Annotated in this window: 19 protein-coding genes; 10 read left to right on the top strand and 9 right to left on the bottom strand. The window is 74.3% G+C overall.

The features are described 5' to 3' along the window. The first annotated feature begins 78 nt into the window (after window positions 1-78). Window positions 79-579 (top strand): DUF6101 family protein, encoded by a 501-nt coding sequence (locus Q8W71_RS01225; protein WP_305523484.1) that lies wholly within the window; start codon window positions 79-81, stop codon window positions 577-579. Between the two features lie 39 nt (window positions 580-618). On the opposite strand, the gene ubiA is transcribed toward Q8W71_RS01225, so the two are convergent. Together ubiA and Q8W71_RS01215 are read right to left on the bottom strand one after the other, a co-directional pair. Next, entirely contained in the window at window positions 619-1,566 is a 948-nt protein-coding gene (gene ubiA / locus Q8W71_RS01220) for a 4-hydroxybenzoate octaprenyltransferase (RefSeq protein WP_305523483.1), read from the bottom strand. Window positions 1,567-1,579: 13 nt separating this feature from the next. Beyond that, the gene (locus tag Q8W71_RS01215; RefSeq protein WP_305523482.1) at window positions 1,580-2,047 is read right to left on the bottom strand and encodes a hypothetical protein; all 468 of its coding nucleotides are present in this window, start codon (window positions 2,045-2,047) and stop codon (window positions 1,580-1,582) included. 222 nt (window positions 2,048-2,269) lie between these two features. Between Q8W71_RS01215 and Q8W71_RS01210 the strand changes: the two genes are divergently transcribed. The 5 genes from Q8W71_RS01210 (at window position 2,270) to Q8W71_RS01190 (ending at window position 6,114) form a co-directional block, all read left to right on the top strand. Further along, on the top strand, window positions 2,270-3,022 hold the full coding sequence (locus tag Q8W71_RS01210; RefSeq protein ID WP_305523481.1) for a 16S rRNA (uracil(1498)-N(3))-methyltransferase: 753 nt from the start codon (window positions 2,270-2,272) through the stop codon (window positions 3,020-3,022). Window positions 3,023-3,304: 282 nt separating this feature from the next. Beyond that, window positions 3,305-4,672 carry a glutamate--cysteine ligase gene (locus Q8W71_RS01205; protein WP_305523480.1) on the top strand — a complete coding sequence of 456 codons (1,368 nt, stop codon included), beginning with the start codon at window positions 3,305-3,307 and terminating at the stop codon, window positions 4,670-4,672. 83 nt (window positions 4,673-4,755) lie between these two features. Beyond that, entirely contained in the window at window positions 4,756-5,163 is a 408-nt protein-coding gene (locus tag Q8W71_RS01200; RefSeq protein ID WP_305523479.1) for a hypothetical protein, read from the top strand. Window positions 5,164-5,242: 79 nt separating this feature from the next. Next, window positions 5,243-5,500 (top strand): sulfurtransferase TusA family protein, encoded by a 258-nt coding sequence (locus tag Q8W71_RS01195; RefSeq protein ID WP_305523478.1) that lies wholly within the window; start codon window positions 5,243-5,245, stop codon window positions 5,498-5,500. 41 nt (window positions 5,501-5,541) lie between these two features. After that, window positions 5,542-6,114: an NUDIX domain-containing protein gene (locus tag Q8W71_RS01190; protein WP_305523477.1), complete on the top strand. Its 573-nt coding sequence runs from the start codon at window positions 5,542-5,544 to the stop codon at window positions 6,112-6,114. A 48-nt stretch (window positions 6,115-6,162) separates the two neighbouring features. Here Q8W71_RS01190 and Q8W71_RS01185 read toward each other — a convergent pair whose 3' ends face one another. From Q8W71_RS01185 to Q8W71_RS01160, 6 genes are all read right to left on the bottom strand, one after another. After that, on the bottom strand, window positions 6,163-7,017 hold the full coding sequence (locus Q8W71_RS01185; RefSeq protein WP_305523476.1) for a WecB/TagA/CpsF family glycosyltransferase: 855 nt from the start codon (window positions 7,015-7,017) through the stop codon (window positions 6,163-6,165). A gap of 22 nt (window positions 7,018-7,039) precedes the next feature. After that, window positions 7,040-8,470, bottom strand: coding sequence for a GumC family protein (locus tag Q8W71_RS01180; protein WP_305523475.1), 1,431 nt, complete (start codon window positions 8,468-8,470; stop codon window positions 7,040-7,042). 286 nt (window positions 8,471-8,756) lie between these two features. Then, window positions 8,757-9,842 (bottom strand): glycosyltransferase, encoded by a 1,086-nt coding sequence (locus Q8W71_RS01175; protein WP_305523474.1) that lies wholly within the window; start codon window positions 9,840-9,842, stop codon window positions 8,757-8,759. Then, window positions 9,839-11,860, bottom strand: a complete 2,022-nt coding sequence (locus tag Q8W71_RS01170; RefSeq protein WP_305523473.1) for a glycosyltransferase — start codon at window positions 11,858-11,860, stop codon at window positions 9,839-9,841. Before Q8W71_RS01170 ends, Q8W71_RS01175 begins: the two co-directional genes overlap by 4 nt. 82 nt (window positions 11,861-11,942) lie before the next feature. After that, complete coding sequence (selD, locus tag Q8W71_RS01165; RefSeq protein ID WP_305523472.1) at window positions 11,943-12,989, bottom strand: selenide, water dikinase SelD; 1,047 nt, start codon at window positions 12,987-12,989, stop codon at window positions 11,943-11,945. A gap of 125 nt (window positions 12,990-13,114) precedes the next feature. Continuing rightward, window positions 13,115-13,834, bottom strand: a complete 720-nt coding sequence (locus Q8W71_RS01160; RefSeq protein ID WP_305523582.1) for a cytochrome c biogenesis CcdA family protein — start codon at window positions 13,832-13,834, stop codon at window positions 13,115-13,117. A gap of 167 nt (window positions 13,835-14,001) precedes the next feature. Here Q8W71_RS01160 and Q8W71_RS01155 point away from each other — a divergent pair, with 167 nt between their 5' ends. The 3 genes from Q8W71_RS01155 (at window position 14,002) to Q8W71_RS01145 (ending at window position 15,201) form a co-directional block, all read left to right on the top strand. Beyond that, entirely contained in the window at window positions 14,002-14,511 is a 510-nt protein-coding gene (locus Q8W71_RS01155; protein ID WP_305523471.1) for a metallophosphoesterase, read from the top strand. A gap of 146 nt (window positions 14,512-14,657) precedes the next feature. Next, a complete protein-coding gene (locus Q8W71_RS01150) occupies window positions 14,658-14,972 on the top strand; it encodes a hypothetical protein (RefSeq protein ID WP_305523470.1) in 315 nt (104 codons plus the stop codon). Between the two features lie 88 nt (window positions 14,973-15,060). Then, a complete protein-coding gene (locus Q8W71_RS01145; RefSeq protein WP_305523469.1) occupies window positions 15,061-15,201 on the top strand; it encodes a hypothetical protein in 141 nt (46 codons plus the stop codon). 120 nt (window positions 15,202-15,321) lie between these two features. Here Q8W71_RS01145 and Q8W71_RS01140 read toward each other — a convergent pair whose 3' ends face one another. Then, on the bottom strand, window positions 15,322-15,561 hold the full coding sequence (locus tag Q8W71_RS01140; protein ID WP_305523468.1) for a hypothetical protein: 240 nt from the start codon (window positions 15,559-15,561) through the stop codon (window positions 15,322-15,324). Window positions 15,562-15,801: 240 nt separating this feature from the next. On the opposite strand from Q8W71_RS01140, the gene flaF reads away from it, so the two are divergent. Further along, window positions 15,802-16,164 (top strand): flagellar biosynthesis regulator FlaF, encoded by a 363-nt coding sequence (flaF, locus tag Q8W71_RS01135; RefSeq protein WP_305523467.1) that lies wholly within the window; start codon window positions 15,802-15,804, stop codon window positions 16,162-16,164. Window positions 16,165-16,188: the final 24 nt, after the last annotated feature.

Genomic DNA, 16,188 nt, shown 5'->3' with positions numbered 1-16,188 from the left:
GAGGGGTTCGGATGCGATCTTGCTCGGCATAACGGACGGTCCGTCAGAGACCGCCACTTGCGACAGGGATGCGGACAGATGAAAACGTCGATCTTCTCGGAGCAACTGTCGGGCGCCCAGCCGGTGCAGAATGCGCAGACGTCGTTCAGCTTCACGCCCTCCGCCCTGCCGGTGATCGGCCGGTGCCCGGGCGCGCGCTGCGCGGCGGGCGTCGCGCTGGCCTACGCCACCGACGAGGCGGAGAGCTGCGGCGAGGACCGGTTCAGCCTGCTCCTCGTCGACGGCGAGGGCGACGTGCTGCAGCGTCTCGGGGTGTTCCACGAGGACGAGGTGGTGGCGGTGTGGCGCGACCTCGCGGCCCAGGCCGGGCTCGTGCGGATGATCGTGCGCGAGGACGGGATGCTGACCCCGGTGTCGCAGCAGATCGGCCGGCTGGTCCTCGGGCGCACGCGGACCCGCCGCCGCCACGCCGGCCTCGGGCAGCGCCGCCCGCGCTTCCTCGCCCGCCGCAAGACCGGCCGCCTCCCGGCCCGCCCTCTGATCTTCCGCGGCGAGCACGAGATCATCGCCCGCTCGTGAGCCGCCCGCCGGCCCGGGGCCGGATGCGGGGCCCGCGCCTCAGGACAGATTGCGGACCAGCGCGTCGGCGGCGAGGCCCGCGAACAGGATCAGCCCGGCGTCCCGGTTCGAGCGGAACAGCCGCAGCGCCCCGCGCCCGTCGCGCTCGCGCAGCCGCAGGATCTGCCAGCCGAGATGCGCGGCGAAGGCCGCCACCCCGAGATACCCGATCCAGCCCGCCCCGGCGCCCCGCGCGGCCAGCGCGACGAGGAGCGCGGCGAGGCCGTAGCACAGGCCGATCGCGGGCTTGAGCCGCCGCCCGAACAGCCGGGCCGAGGAGCGGATCCCGACGACCTCGTCGTCCTCGATGTCCTGCACCGCGTAGATCGTGTCGTAGCCGATCGTCCAGGCGATGGTCGCGGCGTAGAGCAGCAGCGCCGGCGGGTCGAGCCGGGCGAAGACCGCGGCCCAGCCCATCAGCGCGCCCCAGGCGAAGGCCAGCCCGAGCACGAGCTGCGGCAGCGGCATCACCCGCTTCATGAACGGGTAGATCGCCACCGGCACCAGCGAGCACAGCCCGATGCCGATCGCCGCCTCGTTGAACTGGAGCAGCACGGCGAGGCCGACCAGCGCCTGCGCCACGAGGAACAGCGCCGCGTGGCGCGGCCGGACCTGGCCGGAGGGGAGGGGGCGTCCGCGGGTGCGCTCGACCTGCGCGTCGAGATCCCGGTCGGCGATGTCGTTGTAGGTCGAGCCCGCCCCGCGCATCGCCACTGCGCCGACTAGGAACAGCAGGCAGTGCCAGGGATCGGGGAAGGGCTGGTCCGCCCGGATCGCGGCGAGCGCCGCCGACCACCAGCAGGGCAGGAGCAGCAGCCACCAGCCGATCGGCCGGTCGATCCGGGCGAGCCGCAGGTAGGGCCGCCACGCCCGCGGGGCGCGCCGGTCGACCCAGTGCCCGGCCACCGCGTCGGCGGGGCGTCCGTCCACGGCGGCCCCGCCGCTCACGGGACGGCCGGGCTCAGAGGGCGCCCTGGGGAAGCTTGAAGCTGCCGGTGAGGCCGGGGCCGCCGAGCAGGCCGCCGCCGCCGCCGTTCTGGGCCTGGGCGCGGGCCTGCGCCTCCATCTTGGTCGCCTGGGCCGCGACGCCGCAGATCTTGGTGCGGATGCCAGCGACCTTCTGGTGGTCGGCCTTGAACCCCTCGGCGAACGAATCCGGGATCGAGCACCACTCCTTGTTGGCGGCGATCCACTTCATGCCCTCGGTGCCGTTGGTGACGAGCCGGCCGAACAGCGAGCAGGCCTCCTGCGGCGTCATCTTCTTCTTCGACTGCGAGGCGGTGTTGGCCTTGGAGATGAGCTCCTTGCGCTCCGCCAGGGTCTTCTGGATGCCGCCGCACTCCGCCGCCGCCTGCGCGAGGGCGTGGCCCGAGACCAGCATCCCGCCCGCGAGGGCCGCCGCCCCCAGCACCAAGCTCCTGTTCACCATGCCCTCGACTCCCCCGACGCCGCGCTCGAGGCCGCACGCGGCGGTCTCCGAATCCGTCCCCCGGGTTCTCCATAGGAATGTGGCGTCAATCGAGCGGTAGTCCCCCTGGCCGGCGGCCCTGTGCGCGGCCGGCCGAAATGCCGCGCGCGTAACCCTTTCGCAACACATTCCGGGGCAGCGCCCCGCGTTGACAGGCAAGGGGCGAGGCGCGACCACCCCGCCATGCCGGCCTACGACTTCAAAGCCCCGCGCCTCCACGTCGCCGCCGACCTCGGAGCGGGCACGGTGCTGCCCCTCGACCGGGCGCAGGCCAATTACCTGCTCAACGTCCTGCGCCGCGGGCCGGACGACCCGGTGCTGGTGTTCAACGGCCGCGACGGCGAGTGGCGCGCCGGCCTCGTGCAGACCGGTCGCAAGGCCGCGGCGCTCCGCGTCGTCGGGCAGACCCGTCCCCAGACCCGGGCGCCCGACCTGCACTACCTGTTCGCGCCGCTGAAGACGGCCCGGCTCGACTACCTCGCGCAGAAGGCGGTGGAGATGGGGGCCGGGGTGATCCGCCCGGTGATCACCCGCTACACGCAAGGGGAGCGGATCAACGTGGAGCGCCTGCGCGCCAACGCCCTGGAGGCGGCCGAGCAGTGCGGCGTGCTGGCGCTGCCGGCCATCTCGGAGCCGGTGCGGCTGGCCGCCGCGCTGGCCGACCTCGCGAGCGACCGCCTGCTGGTGTTCTGCGACGAGGACGCGCCGGTCGCCGATCCGGTCCGCGCCCTGCGTGCGGCCGCCGATCCCGCCGCGGCACCGCCGCTCGCGGTGCTGGTCGGTCCCGAGGGCGGCTTCTCCGAGGAGGAGCGCGGGCTGATCCGGGCGCGGGCCAACACCGTCGCCCTGTCGCTCGGCCCGCGGATCCTGCGGGCGGACACCGCCGCCGTGGCGGTGCTCGCCCTCGTCCAGGCCGTCCTCGGCGACGGACGCTGAGGCCGGGGCGATGTGCGCCCGCGCACATCGGGCGCCGGACGCGGGACGCTAGGGCCCGGTTCGGCCGTGCAGGGGGGCGGCCGGCCCCGGGGTTCGCGTTGTCGGTTCCCGACGGCTCGATTATGTCCGGTGCTCGGACGCCCTCGGCGCCGCGTTCGCGCGGCCCGGTGGCCTCCCGTCCGGACCCCGGTTCGCGGGACGGGGTTGAACCGGACGGAACCGTCGGATCTTCCGGCGCGCCTCCATCCGAGCACGGTTTCGAACGCACGGGCAGGCAAGCGCATGGCGCGCGACTCCGACGACACCACGCCGCTGACCTCGCGGACGGAACTGATCGACTGGTTCGCGGCCGGCGAGAAGCCGCGCGCGCGCTTCGCGATCGGCACCGAGCACGAGAAGATCCCGTTCTACCGCGAAACCCGCAAGCCGGTGCCCTACGCGGGCGAGGCCGGCATCCGGGCGCTCCTCGAAGGGCTCGCGCGCGAGACCGGCTGGGAGCCGATCACCGATCTCGGCAACATCATCGGTCTCCACGGCGCCGAGGGCGGCGCGATCTCGATCGAGCCCGGCGGGCAGTTCGAGCTGTCGGGGGCGGCGCTGCCCGACGTGCACGCCACCGCGCGCGAGTTGGACGCGCACCTCGCCGCCACGAAGCGCGCCGCCGCCCCCCTCGGTATCGGCTTCCTGACGCTGGGCATGAGCCCGAAATGGCGGCGCGACGAGACGCCGGTGATGCCCAAGAGCCGCTACCGGATCATGGCCGGCTACATGCCGAAGGTCGGGACGCTGGGCCTCGACATGATGCTGCGCACCGCCACGGTGCAGGTGAACCTCGATTTCGCCTCGGAAGCCGACATGGTGCGCAAGACCCGCGCCTCGCTCGCGCTGCAACCGGTGGCGACCGCGCTGTTCGCGAACTCGCCTTTCACCGACGGGCGGCCGAACGGCTTCCTGTCCCGCCGCTCGGAGATCTGGCGCGACACCGACGGCGACCGCACCGGCATGCTGCCCTTCGCGTTCGAATCGGGCTTCGGCTACGAGGCCTACGTCGACTGGCTGCTCGACGTGCCGATGTACTTCGTCAAGCGCGGCGACACCTACCACGACGTGTCGGGGGCCTCGTTCCGCGACCTGATGGACGGCCGGCTGGCGCAGCTCCCGGGCGAGCGCGCCACGGTCTCGGACTGGGCCAACCACGCCTCGACTGCTTTCCCCGAGGTGCGCCTCAAGCGCTTCCTTGAGATGCGCGGCGCCGATGTCGGCGGTCCCGGGATGATCGCCGCGCAGGCCGCGTTCTGGACCGGGCTGCTCTACGACGAGGGGTCCCTGGACGCCGCCCTCGACCTCGTGAAGGGCTGGACGCCGGCCAACCGCGAGGCCGCCCGCGCCACCGCGCCCCGGCTCGGGCTGGCGGCCCCGGTGGCCAACACGACCCTCGGCACGGTGGCCGCCGAGGCCCTGGCGATCGCCCGTTCGGGCCTGCGCGCCCGCGCCCGTCGCGACGGCGAGGGCCGCGACGAGACCGTCTACCTCCAGCCGCTGGAGGCGATCGTCGCCGCCGGCCGCACGCTCGCCCAGGACCGGCTCGCCGATTACGAGGGCCGCTGGGGCTCGTGCGTGAACCCGGCTTTCGCCGAGTGCGTCTTCTGACGCGGTGAACCGGGCGCCGCGGGAACGGAATGGCGAGCGCAGCCGTTCTTAACGCTCATCCGATCCCGTGAGGAGAGCGAACGATGTCCCGCATCAAGACCCTCGCCGTCGGCGGCCTCGCGGCCGCGGCCATGACTGCCGGGTCCTTCACCACCGCCGAGGCGGCGCCGCTGCCGGCGCAGAGTGCGGTCCAGGTGGCCGGTCAGAACGCGACGGTCGATTCGGTCGGCTGGCGTCGCGGCTATTACGGCGGCTACGGCTATCGCCGCGGCTACGGCGGCCGCGCCGCGGGCGCCCTGGCGGCCGGCGCGGCCCTCGGCCTGATCGGCGGCGCCATCGCCGCCAGCGCCGCGCCGCGCTACGGTTACGGCGGCTACGGCTACGGCGGCGGCTACGGGTACGGCTATCCCGCCTACGGCTACGGCTACGCCCCGGTTCGCAGCTACGGCTACGGATACCCGGCCTACGGCTACTACGATTACGGCTGGTAGGCCGGAGCGGCTGGCGCCGAAGCCGGCCTCCACCTATGAGGCTCCCGGCCCGGGTCTTCCCGGCCGGGAGTCTTTTCGCGTGGACGACGGCGAGCCGGGCTACCAGAGCCTCGACCTCAGCGGCCTCAAATGCCCGCTGCCGGTGCTGCGCACCCGCAAGGCCCTGCGCGCCCTGCCCGCGGGACGCGGGCTCCTGGTGACCTGCACCGATCCGATGGCGGTGATCGACATCCCCAACCTCCTGCGCGAGGAGGGCGCGCGGCTCGACGCGGTCGAGCGCCGCGGCGACCGCACCCGGTTCCGGATCACCGCCTCCGCGAAGCCGCCGCATTCCTGAACGATCCCGGGACCTCCCCGCGGAATCGAGACGGAGACGGCATGGCACCGCAGATCGGGGGCCTGCGCCTCGTGCACGAGGGCTGGGCCCGCTTCCTCGTCGCCGAGGTGCTGCAAGCGGACGGCACCCGGCTCACCCGCGAGATCGAGGATCACGGGCGCGCGGTGGCGGTGCTGCCCTACGACCCCGAACGGCGCGTCGCGATCCTGGTCTCGCAGTTCCGCGCGCCCGTGCTCTACGCGGGTGGCCCGCCCTCCCACATGGAAGTGCCGGCTGGGCTCCTCGACGAGGGCGCGCCGGAGGACGAGGCGCGCCGCGAGGTCCGCGAGGAGACCGGCCTCCGGCTCGGGCGCCTGGACGCGGTGGCGAGCGCGTGGACGATGCCCGGCCTCTCGACCGAGCGGATGGATCTCTTCCTCGCCGCCTACGGCGCGAGCGACCGGGTGGAGACCGGCGGCGGGCTGGCAACCGAGGGCGAGGTGCTGGCGGTGCACGAGATCCCGCTGGCCGAACTCGCGGCGATGGCCGAGCGGGGCGCGCTCGTCGACATGAAGACGCTGCTGCTGTTCTTCGCCCTCCAGCTCCGCCGGCCCGACCTGTTCGCCGGGCCGTGAACAGCCCCGTCGCGCGACCGATCTCGCTTCGCGGAGACGGCGGGCGGCTCAGGGCCGCCGCGCGCCGCCCGCGGCGCGGTCCCGGGCGGCGAGCCCGAGGAACCGCCACGACTTGACGAAGTAGCGCCGGAACAGCCGACGGGGGGCCAGCAGGAACCGGAACGCCCATTCCAGCCCGAGCCGCTGCATGAGACGGGGCGCCCGCGGCATGCAGCCCGCGGCGACTGCCAGGGCGTCGCCGACGCAGAACACCATCGGCGCGCCGAGCGCCGCGCCCTGGCGATCCACCCACACCTCCGATTTCGGCGCCCCCACGCCCATCACCAGCAAGCCGGTGCCGTGGGAGCGGATCCGGGCGGCCAGCGCGAAGCTGTAGACCGGGTCCTCCTCGAAACCGAACGGAGGAACCGCGGAGGCGATGGCCTCCCCGGGCAGGCCCGCGGCCCGCAGCCGCGCGCCGATCGCCTCCGCCACCTCCTGGCCCGAGCAGACGAGGAAGATCCGCGCGGCGAAGGCCGGCGGCTCGGCGAGCACGCAGGCGAGGAGGTCGTGCCCGGTGACGCGCGTCACGGTCCCGCCGCGGCGCGCCCGGGCCATCCACACCAGCGGCATCCCGTCGAGGGTCCGCGCCGCGGCGCGGTCGTAGGCCCCGCGGAACGGGGCGTTCTCGGCGAGCTGGACGATGTGGTCGACGTTGGCGGTGACGATCATCCGCGGCCGGTCGGCCGGACGCGCGGCAACGGCGGCGATGATCTCACCCGCGCTGCCCGTGCAGAAGTCGCGGCCGAACAGGCGGATCGTGGCGGGCTGGACCTCGGCCGGGCCGCGCGCGGCCGCAGCGTAGGGCACCCGGCGTTCGCGGTCTTCGAGGAGGTCGATGCTCTCCCAGGTCAGGTCGGTCATGGACGCGCCCTCTGCGCCGGCATCACGCATCGGCGGCCCGGTAGCTCGAACCGAGCCCGGCGGCGGCGCGCCGGTCGCGGCGGCGGTCGGAATCGGCGCCGAGCATCAGGGCGATGGCGCCGCCGAGGATCATGCCGAGCACCAGGGCGACCGGCAGGACGATCTTGGGCGAGGGCGGGAAGCTGCGCTGGCGGGCGGGCGTCGCCACCGAGATCACCCGGACGTTGGTGGTGTTGAGCCGCTCCTGCTCGTTCGCCTCGCGGGCGCGGCGCAGGAACGCCTCGTAGACGCCCTTGCGCGCCTCCAGCGTCCGCTCCAGCTCGCGCAGGCCCACATAGGCCCGGTCGCTCGTGGTGGTCTCGGTCTTCACCCGGTCGAGGTTGCTCCGGATCGCCCCCTCGCTCGCGGCGGCGCGGTCGTAATCCTTCTGGGTGGTCTCGATGATGCGCTCCTTCTCGCGCTGGATCAGGCGCTGGAGGTCGCGCTGCTGGGCGTACTGCTCGGCCATCGCCGGGTGGCGCTCGCCGAGCCGGGTCGCGAGCTCGGCGGTGTTGCGCGAGAGCGTGGCGTATTGCTGCCGCAGCGCCTGCATCTCCAGCGACTGGAGCATCTCCGGCAGCGCCGTACTGGCATCGCCCGCCTTCATCCGGCGGGCCTGCTCCAGCCGGGACTTCGCCTCCGCGGTCTTGATCGAGGCGGTGACGAGCTGCTGGTTCAGGTCGCCGAGCTGCTGGTCGGTCAGCAGGCGCCCGTCCGACGAGATCAGCTTGTGGTCCTCGCGGTAGCGGACCACCTGGCCCTCGGCCTGCTCCACGTCGCGCTTGAGGTTGTTGAGGCGCCCGGCGAGCGCGTCGGAGGCGCGCTTGGCGGATTCGGTGCGGGCGTTGGCCTCCTCGGAGAAGTAGGCCTCGCCGATCGCGTTGGCGATGCGCGCCGCCTTCTCGGGGTCGCGGGACTTCACCGCCACGTCGATCACGAAGGTGCGCTCCGCCCGCCGCACGGTCAGGTTCTGCTGGAGGGTGTCGAGGGCGATGTTGACCGGGTCGCGGCTCGCGGGGGGCGGCAGCATGCCGAGCGCGCCCTTGATCCAGGCGAGCGTCGGGTTCGCCGCCTCGGGCTTCACGAATTCCTCGTCCTGTTCGAGATGCAGCTTCAGGACCACGCGCCGGAGCACGTTGTCCGACTGGATCACCCGGACCTGGCTCTCGGCGATCGACACGCCGCTGTCGGCCTGCGGGGCGCGGGCGTTCACGTCGTTCTCGACGACGCGCAGGTCGGTCGGATCGACGAGCACCTGGATGCTCGACGTGTAGCTCGGCGGGATCAGCCCGAGCAGTGCCACCGCCGCCGCCACCATGAACAGGCCGCCGAGCACGATGAAGCCGGCGCCCCGCCACAGCCGGCGCAGGACCACCCGTGCCCCCGTGCGCGGCTGGACCTCGGGCAGCACCATGCGAACGGGCTCTCCGCTGATCCGTGTCGAGAAGTCGAACATACGCCTCGCTCCCTGACCTCCCGCTCCCGGTCCCATCGTCTCGCCCTGCGCCGGCTCCGTGCCGGTTCGGGACAGTCGAAAGGCCGCGGCGGCCATCTCGACGACACCCGAGCAATCAACATACCGCCGCGGGATGTTGTTACACCGGGTACACCGGGAAAGATTCCATCGTTAATTGTCGCATGAACGATTCGCCGCCTCTGTCACCTTTGTGTGGCACCGGCGGCGCTCTACTCGATGAGAACTACGCACATCGCCCGGCGAGCGGCACCGTCGCGCCCGGCTCGGCGTAGGCCCCGGGATCGTCGGCGAGGAAGCGGCGCAGGCGCTCGGCGTCGCCCGCCGCCAGCGCGTTCCAGCGCGCCACGTTCCGGGGGCCGGCGTCGGCCGCCCGTTCGAGCCCGCCCGCGGCGATCCAGCCGGACACGGCGGCGGCGGCCGCATTCGGATCCTCGGGGCGGACGAGCAGCCCCGAGCCGGCGAGCACCTCGTCGAACACCGGCCCCTCGGGCGCGATCACCGGCAGGCCGCCGTGCTGCACTTCGAGCAGCGGCAGGCCGAGCCCCTCCGCCTTGGAGGTCGAGAGCAGGGCGTGGCAGCGGCCGGCCAGGGCGCGCAGGTCGCCGTCGGAGACGTAGCCGTGCAGGTGCAGGAAGGGCGGCGGATCGTCGAGGAAGGCGTGGCGGCCCCAGCCGACCCGCCCGACGATGTGCAGCTCCGTCGGCACGCCGGCGCGGTTGAGCGCCGCCGTCAGGGCGATCGCGGCCGGGTAGTCCTTGCGCGGCTCGACCGTGCCGATCGCCAGGAGGCGCAGGGCCACGCCGGGCGCCAGGGGCGCCGGACGGGCGCGGCCCGCGAGCCCGAACACGTCGCGCACCGGCGGCCGGAGCAGGGCGACCCGGGCCTCGGGCGCGCAGTGCCCCCGCACCGCCTCGCCCGTGGTGCGGCTGTTGACGAACAGGTTGCGGCACCAGCGCAGGGCGAGGGCGAAGCCCGGGCTCATGTAGAGCCGGCTGCGCAGGCTCAGATCCTCCGGCCGGCTCAGGAGGAAGGTGTCGTGGACGTAGAGCAGGCAGCGCGACGCCGCGAGCGCGCACAGGGGCCCGGGCGGGAAGCCGGGAAACAGGGCCAGGGCCCCGGGATCGGCGAGCAGGCGCAGCGGCAGGCCGACCTGCTGCCGGGCGATCATCCCGGCAAGGCCGCGGCTCGTGACGGGACGGGTCTCGTGGGGCGCGAGACGGTCCGGCGCGAACAGGTCGAGGGTGACTCGTTCCAGGCCGGTGACGTGGCCGCGCAGGTGCGTCCGGTCGAGGTAGATCCGCCGGCTCACCGGGCGCTCCGGAGCCGGTCGGCGAGGTAGAGGCACCGGCGCAGGACGAGCGGCAGGGTCCGCCCCAGCACCATCTGCTTGGCCCGCCGCAACCGCCGCACGATCCGCGGCGAGGCGGCCGCGACCGTCCCGCGCAGGCCCGGCAGGCGCTCCGCCGCGAACGGGAAGTGCCCGAGCATGGCCGGCGCGAAGGACGGCCGCCCGGCGCCGTCCGGGATCAGGCCGCGGGCCCGGAGCAGGTCGTCGAGCCGGAGCGCGGCGGCGGCCGGGCTGAAGCGGCTCTCCAGTACGATCCGGGCGAAGGCGCCGAGCCGGGCGCGCGCCTCGGCATCGGCGACGAGCGCGGCGAGCGCCTCGGCGAGCGCCCCGGGCACCGGCGGCACGAGCCGGCCCGACACCCCGTCGATCACCGCGGAGGTCAGGCCGGCGGTCCGGTAGGCCAGGGTCGGCACGCCGCACAGGCCGGCCTCGATCGGCGTCTGGCCCAGGGTCTCGTGGCGGCTCGCCGTGACGTGCAGGTCGCAGGCGCCGTACCACGCGGCCAGCTCCGCCTCGTCGCCGACGAGGCCCGGGGCGAACAGCGTCTCGACCCCGAGTTTGGCCGGGTCGTCGAGCCGGCCGACGGCGACGACGCCGACCCCCGGCCGGTCGACGGCCCGCAGCGCCGCGCGCAGATCCGGAAACCCCTTGTCGGGGCCGTCGACGATCACCGAGGACACGAGGATCAGCACGTCGTCCGCGGGCAGGCCGAGCCGGCGGCGCAGGGCGGCCCGGTCGTCCGGCGGCCGGAACACGCCGGTCGGGAAGGCGAGCCCGATCCGGTCGGGGCTCGCGGCGCCGGGAGGCGCCAGCGCCCGCGCGCGGGCGAGCGTCCAGTCGGAATTGGCGAGCAGCCAGGGCGGCCGCGGGCCGGCCAGAACCGCGCGCTTGCGCGCGTGCATCCCGGCGATCCGCCGGGGGGCGAGCTGCGGGTACTCGTCGGGGCCGGGGCAGGCGGCGTCGCATCCGGTCTCGGCGCGGTCGCAGCCCCGCGGATGGCAGCAGCGGCCGGTCAGCGGGAACAGGTCGTGCAGGACGAGGGCGACCGGGCATATCCCGGCGAGGCGGCCCACCGCGTCGAGGCTGCGCGTCGCCCCGTGCAGGTTGCCCGCCAGGACGAGGTCCGGCTCCAGCGCGGCGATCGCGGTCTCGGCCGGCGGGAAGGCGTCGGTCCACTCGGCGGCGGCCGGCCGCCGGCCGAGGGAGACCTGCGCGACCCGGTGCCCGGACAGCGCCAGGGCGTCGGCGAGGCGGCCCTGCGCCACCCCCGCGCCGCCGACCGTCCCGAGGCCGGTGAGCGAGACGATCGACAGGCCGGCGGGCGGCTCCGGGACGGCGTCGGGCGCGCGCTGGAGCAGGGTCGGCCGGCCGATCCGCCCGCGGGTTCCGGGCGGCAGGGTCGCCCAGGCCGCGGCGGCGTCGAGGCGGCCGTCGGCGTCCAGGGTGGCGGCACCGGCGAGGGCGGCGCGGGACCACAGCACCTCGCCGCCGGTGAAGGGCAGGGGGCCGACCTCGGCGCCGGTGCGCGAGGGAACGTCGAGGAACAAGGGAGCTTCGAGGAGCGAGGGGGCGTCGAGGCGCAGCACCCTGTCCCGGAACAGGACGCGCAGGCCGCCGACCGCGGCGAGCCCGGTCAGCGCGCGTTCGAGGGCGAGGGCCGCGAGCGCCCCGGGCGCCAGCAGGTCGCCCGCGCGCAGCCACAGGACGGCGTCTGTGTCCGCGTCGTCCAGGAGCCGCGCCGCGATCCCGCCGCCGCCCCGGGGCAGCAGGTCGTGGCGAAGGTCCGGGTAGCCCTGGCGGAGGACGGAGGCGACGGTCTGCGCCGCCGCGGCCTCGGGCCCGGCCGGGGTGACGATCCGGATGCGTGGCCAGGGGCGCCCGTCCGGCAGCCTGTCGGGTCGCCCCGGACCCGCCGGGACCGGGCCGTGCGGCCAACCGGCGATGCCGTGTGCCGGGGACTGGGCGGATACGTCGGTCAAGCGGGGCTCGGCGGCGGGAACGGGCGGCGATCCTGACCGGGAAGGGTGAAGATTGCCTCCCCGGCGGGCCGCGCCCGAATACTCAGCCCGCGACCCGGATCCGCCCCGGCCCCGATTCCATCCGCCCGACGATCGCGGCGGCCGGGTAGCCGGCCTCGCGGATGCGGGCGAGGATCGCCTCGGCCCGGTCTCCGGCGCAAGTCACGAGCAGGCCGCCCGAGGTCTGCGGGTCGGTGAGCAGGTGGCGGCGCCAGTCGGGGAAGCCTGCGGGCAGGTCGACCTCGGCGCCGAACGCGCCCCAGTTGCGGTGCGACGCGCCGGTGACGAAGCCCTCCCGGGCCAGCGCCACGGCCCGCGGCAGCAGCGGCAGGGCGCCCGCGTCGAGGGCGAAGGTCAGGCCGGCGCCGCGGGCGAGTTCCAGCCCGTGCCCGAGCACGCCGAACCCGGTCACGTCGGTGAGCGCGTGCACGGCCGGCTCGGCGGCCAGTTCCGTGCCGATCCGGTTGAGCAGCGTCGTGGTGGCGACGAAGTCGCGGTAGCCCGCCTCGTCCAGCGCCTCCCGCTTGATCGCGGCGGAGTAGACCCCGACGCCCACGGGCTTCGTCAGGATCACCGCGTCGCCCGCCAGCGCGTCGGCGTTGCGGCGGACCGCCTCGCGGCGGCAGGTGCCGATGACGGCGAGGCCGTAGATCGGCTCGGGCGTGTCGATCGAGTGGCCGCCGGCCACCGGGATCCCGGCCTCGGCGCATGTCTCGGCGCCGCCGCGCAGGATCCTGGCGACGGTCTCCGGCGCGATCTTGCCCACCGGCATGCCGAGGATGGCGAGGGCCAGGAGCGGCCGGCCGCCCATCGCGTAGACGTCGGAGATCGCGTTGGTCGCGGCGATGCGCCCGAAATCGGTCGGGTCGTCGACCATCGGCGTGAAGAAGTCCGTGGTGGCGATCAGGCAGGTGCCGTCCTCCAACTCCCACACCGCGGCGTCGTCGGCGGTCTCGTTGCCGACCAGCAGGCGCTCGAACGGCCCGACCGCCGGCTGCTCGGCGAGCAGTTGCCGCAGCACCGCCGGGTCGAGCTTGCAGCCGCAGCCGCCGCCGTGGGCGAGGCTCGTCAGGCGTGGGGCTTCGGTCATCGCGCATCTCCCTCCGATGGGGATCCAGCGCATCGTCCTGGATATCGGATCCAGGACGATGCGCTAGTCCTCTGTTTTTGCATCGTCTTTTCCGAAAGCCGGTGACCACCTTTCGGGACGATGCTCTAGTACCGCGTCGTCAGCGCGTTGAGCCAGTCCGGCGTCGCGGCGACCGCGGCGGCCTCGACCCGCTTGTCGAGGCCGGTGAGGACCAGGAGGCCGAGCGCCACCAGCAGCGCCCCCATCGCCGCCTTCAGTCCGCGGCCCGCCGCGCCGAGCCCGCCGCGCCAGCGCAGCAGCGCCTCGCGGGAGGCGAGCCCGAGGAGCGCCAGCGGCGCGGCCGCGCCGAGCCCGAAGGCGAGCATGGTCAGGGCCACCGCCGTCAGGTGCTCGCCCCGCGCGGCCATCAGCGCGGCGGCGCCGAGCGTCGGCCCCACGCACGGGCTCCAGGCGGCGCCGAGCAGCAGGCCGACCGCGAACTGCCCGGACAGGCCGCCGGTGCCGATCCCGCCGAACCGCTCCTCCGCCCAGGCGCCGACCGGCCCGGCCGCGGTGGCCACCCGCGCCTGGAGCCGCGGCACCATCAGCACCACGCCCAGGATCACCAGCAGGATCGCCCCCGCGCTGCGGAACACGTCGCCGTCGAGGCCGACGGCGAAACCGATGGTCGCCACGAAGAGGCCGATGGCGGTGAAGGCGAGGGCGAGGCCCGCGGCGAGGGCGACCGGCCCCAGCCGGTGCTCGGAGGCCGCGGTGCCGAGGACGATCGGCACCAGCGGCAGCACGCAGGGCGAGAGCACCGACAGGATTCCGGCCAGGAAAGCGAACCCGACCGTCCCGATCATGGCCTTGGGCCTGTCATGGACCTTCCCGACATCCTCGATCCGCACGGCCTGCGCGTCGGCGGCGGCTCGCGTCAAGACGCCCGCAAGACCCCCGATGGAACCGGCGCCCCGTCCCCGCGCTTCGGCCGCAGCCGGGACATGCGGGCGGGTGAGGCGGGGGCGGCACGGTGGCGGTGTTTTTCACGGGCGACACGCATTTCGGCGACCCGCGCGCCCTGCGCTTCGACCACCGGCCGTTCCCGGACCTCGACGCGCACGATGCCGGGCTGATCGCCGCCTGGAACGCGACGGTGGCCCCGGGCGACACGGTCTGGCACCTCGGCGACTTCGCCCTGGGGCCGAGCGCGGCGCGCGTGCACGAGATCCTCGCCGGCCTCAACGGCGAGAAGCACCTGATCGTCGGCAACAACGACGGCCCCGGCACCCTGGAAGCGCCGGGCTGGGCATCGGTGCGGTCCTACGCGGAGATCGTCGTGGAGGAGCGGCCGCTGGTGCTCTGCCACTACGCGTTCCGGACCTGGAACGGGATCGGCCGGGGCGCCCTGAACCTGCACGGGCACTCGCACGGCAAGCTCACGCCGATCCCCAAGCAGTACGATGTCGGCGTCGACGCGATGGGCTTCGCCCCGGTCGGGCTCGCGGCGGTCCTCGCCTCGCGTCGCCGCCGGAAACGGTGATTCGCGGGACAGCGGAGCGCCGGAACCATCACCCGAGCTTTACCGTTTCAGCCGCAGAAGGGGAGGGATCAGCAGATCATCGCCCCCAACCTCCGCAACCGCCCGCATCAGGGCCTTCGACCGTAATCGTATCCGCGAGTGTTCCCGTGAGTGCCCGTTCGGCCTCCCTGCCCCTCGGCCTCGTCGCCGGCCTCCTCCTGACCTCCTCGGCGCTGGCCCTGCCCGCGTGCCTGGAAGCCCAGCGGAAGGTCGACGAGGCCGGCGCCCTGCGCTTCCAGGCTCGCCAGGAAGCGCGCTTGGGCAACCACGACCGCGTCTGCGACACCCTCGACGAGGTCGGGGATCGCTACGAGGACGCCCGCGACGCCTTCGAGGCGTGCGGGGAGGGGGTGGTGGCGATCGACCTGCGCAGTGAATTGCGGGCCCTCCGGATCGCCAAGAAAATCAACCGCTGCGACTGAGCGGGTGCGCCGCCGCACGGCCGCGATCCGTTTTCTCCCCCATCAACAGGACACAGGCGACGCCGGTCGCCCGGGAAGGCCTACGACCATGACCACCGCCACGCTGCCCTCCGACACCTCCGCCGCGGCCCCGGCCTCCACTGCGCCGTCCTTCGCGGCGGCCCTGTGCGGCTTCCTGAGCACCACCGTCGCCACCACCGCCCTGCTGGTTCTGATCGGGACGTTCTGAGGCGCGCGCGAACCGGGCGCCCCGGCCGCGGGGCGTGCCCGCGCTGCGCGGATGGCATGAGCGATGTCGGGCATCGGGGACGCGTCCCCGGGCCCCGGGCCGGGTGCCGTGAGGCCGGCCCTAAGGCGCCACCGACCAGAAGCGGTGGCGGTTGAACAGCATCTCCTGGGTCCCGACCGACGGGCCGGGTCCGGTCTTCCGGCACGCGGCGTCGGACGGGCGCGTCGCGGCAGCCAGCGTCATGACCGGCGGCGGAACCAGCCCCAGGCGGGTCTGCACTTCCGGATGCCGCACCGCCACGATGGTGAGCACGCAGGCGATCAGGCCCCCCGCCACTGTACCGAAGACGAAGTTGAGCATCCGCGACGCGATCCGGCGGTCCGTGGAGTGCGGGCCCCGCGCCGTGCTCGCCCGGCAACCCGGCGGGATCAAGGCGGAACCTGCGCGCTTGCCGGGCCACTCTCGGCCGGCGCCCGTCAAGATTCCGTGACGCCGCGGCCCGGGCGTTTGAGGGGCCCGGCACACGCGACATTAACCGAATCGCGGCAAAAGGATCCTCGCCTGTCGGTACGGCAGGCCGCGGAACCTGGGTCCTCGTCGATGAGCTACGCCGCCAACGCCTATGCCAGAATCTCGCGCAGCGCGATGTCGCCGCGCGAGACCGAAGCCGCCGTGCTGATCAAGGCCGCCCAGCAACTCCAGTCGGTGCGCGACAACTGGGTGGAGCAGGCCGGCGCCCTGCCGCACGCGATCCAGTTCAACCAGAAGCTCTGGACCATCCTGGCCACCGCCGCCACCGACCCGGCGAGCCCGCTGCCGGCCGACGTGCGGCAGGGCGTGGCCAACCTCGCGGTCTTCGTGTTCCGCCGCATGGTCGACACGCTGGCGGAGCCCGCCGCGGAGAAGCTCACGGCCTTGATCTCGATCAACCACAACCTCGCCGCGGGTCTCGGCGGCCGCTGATCCCGCCGGGGATCGCCGCACCGT

Source organism: Methylobacterium amylolyticum (assembly GCF_030700245.1).
Lineage (GTDB): Bacteria > Pseudomonadota > Alphaproteobacteria > Rhizobiales > Beijerinckiaceae > Methylobacterium.
This window is presented reverse-complemented; position numbering and strand designations above follow the sequence as displayed.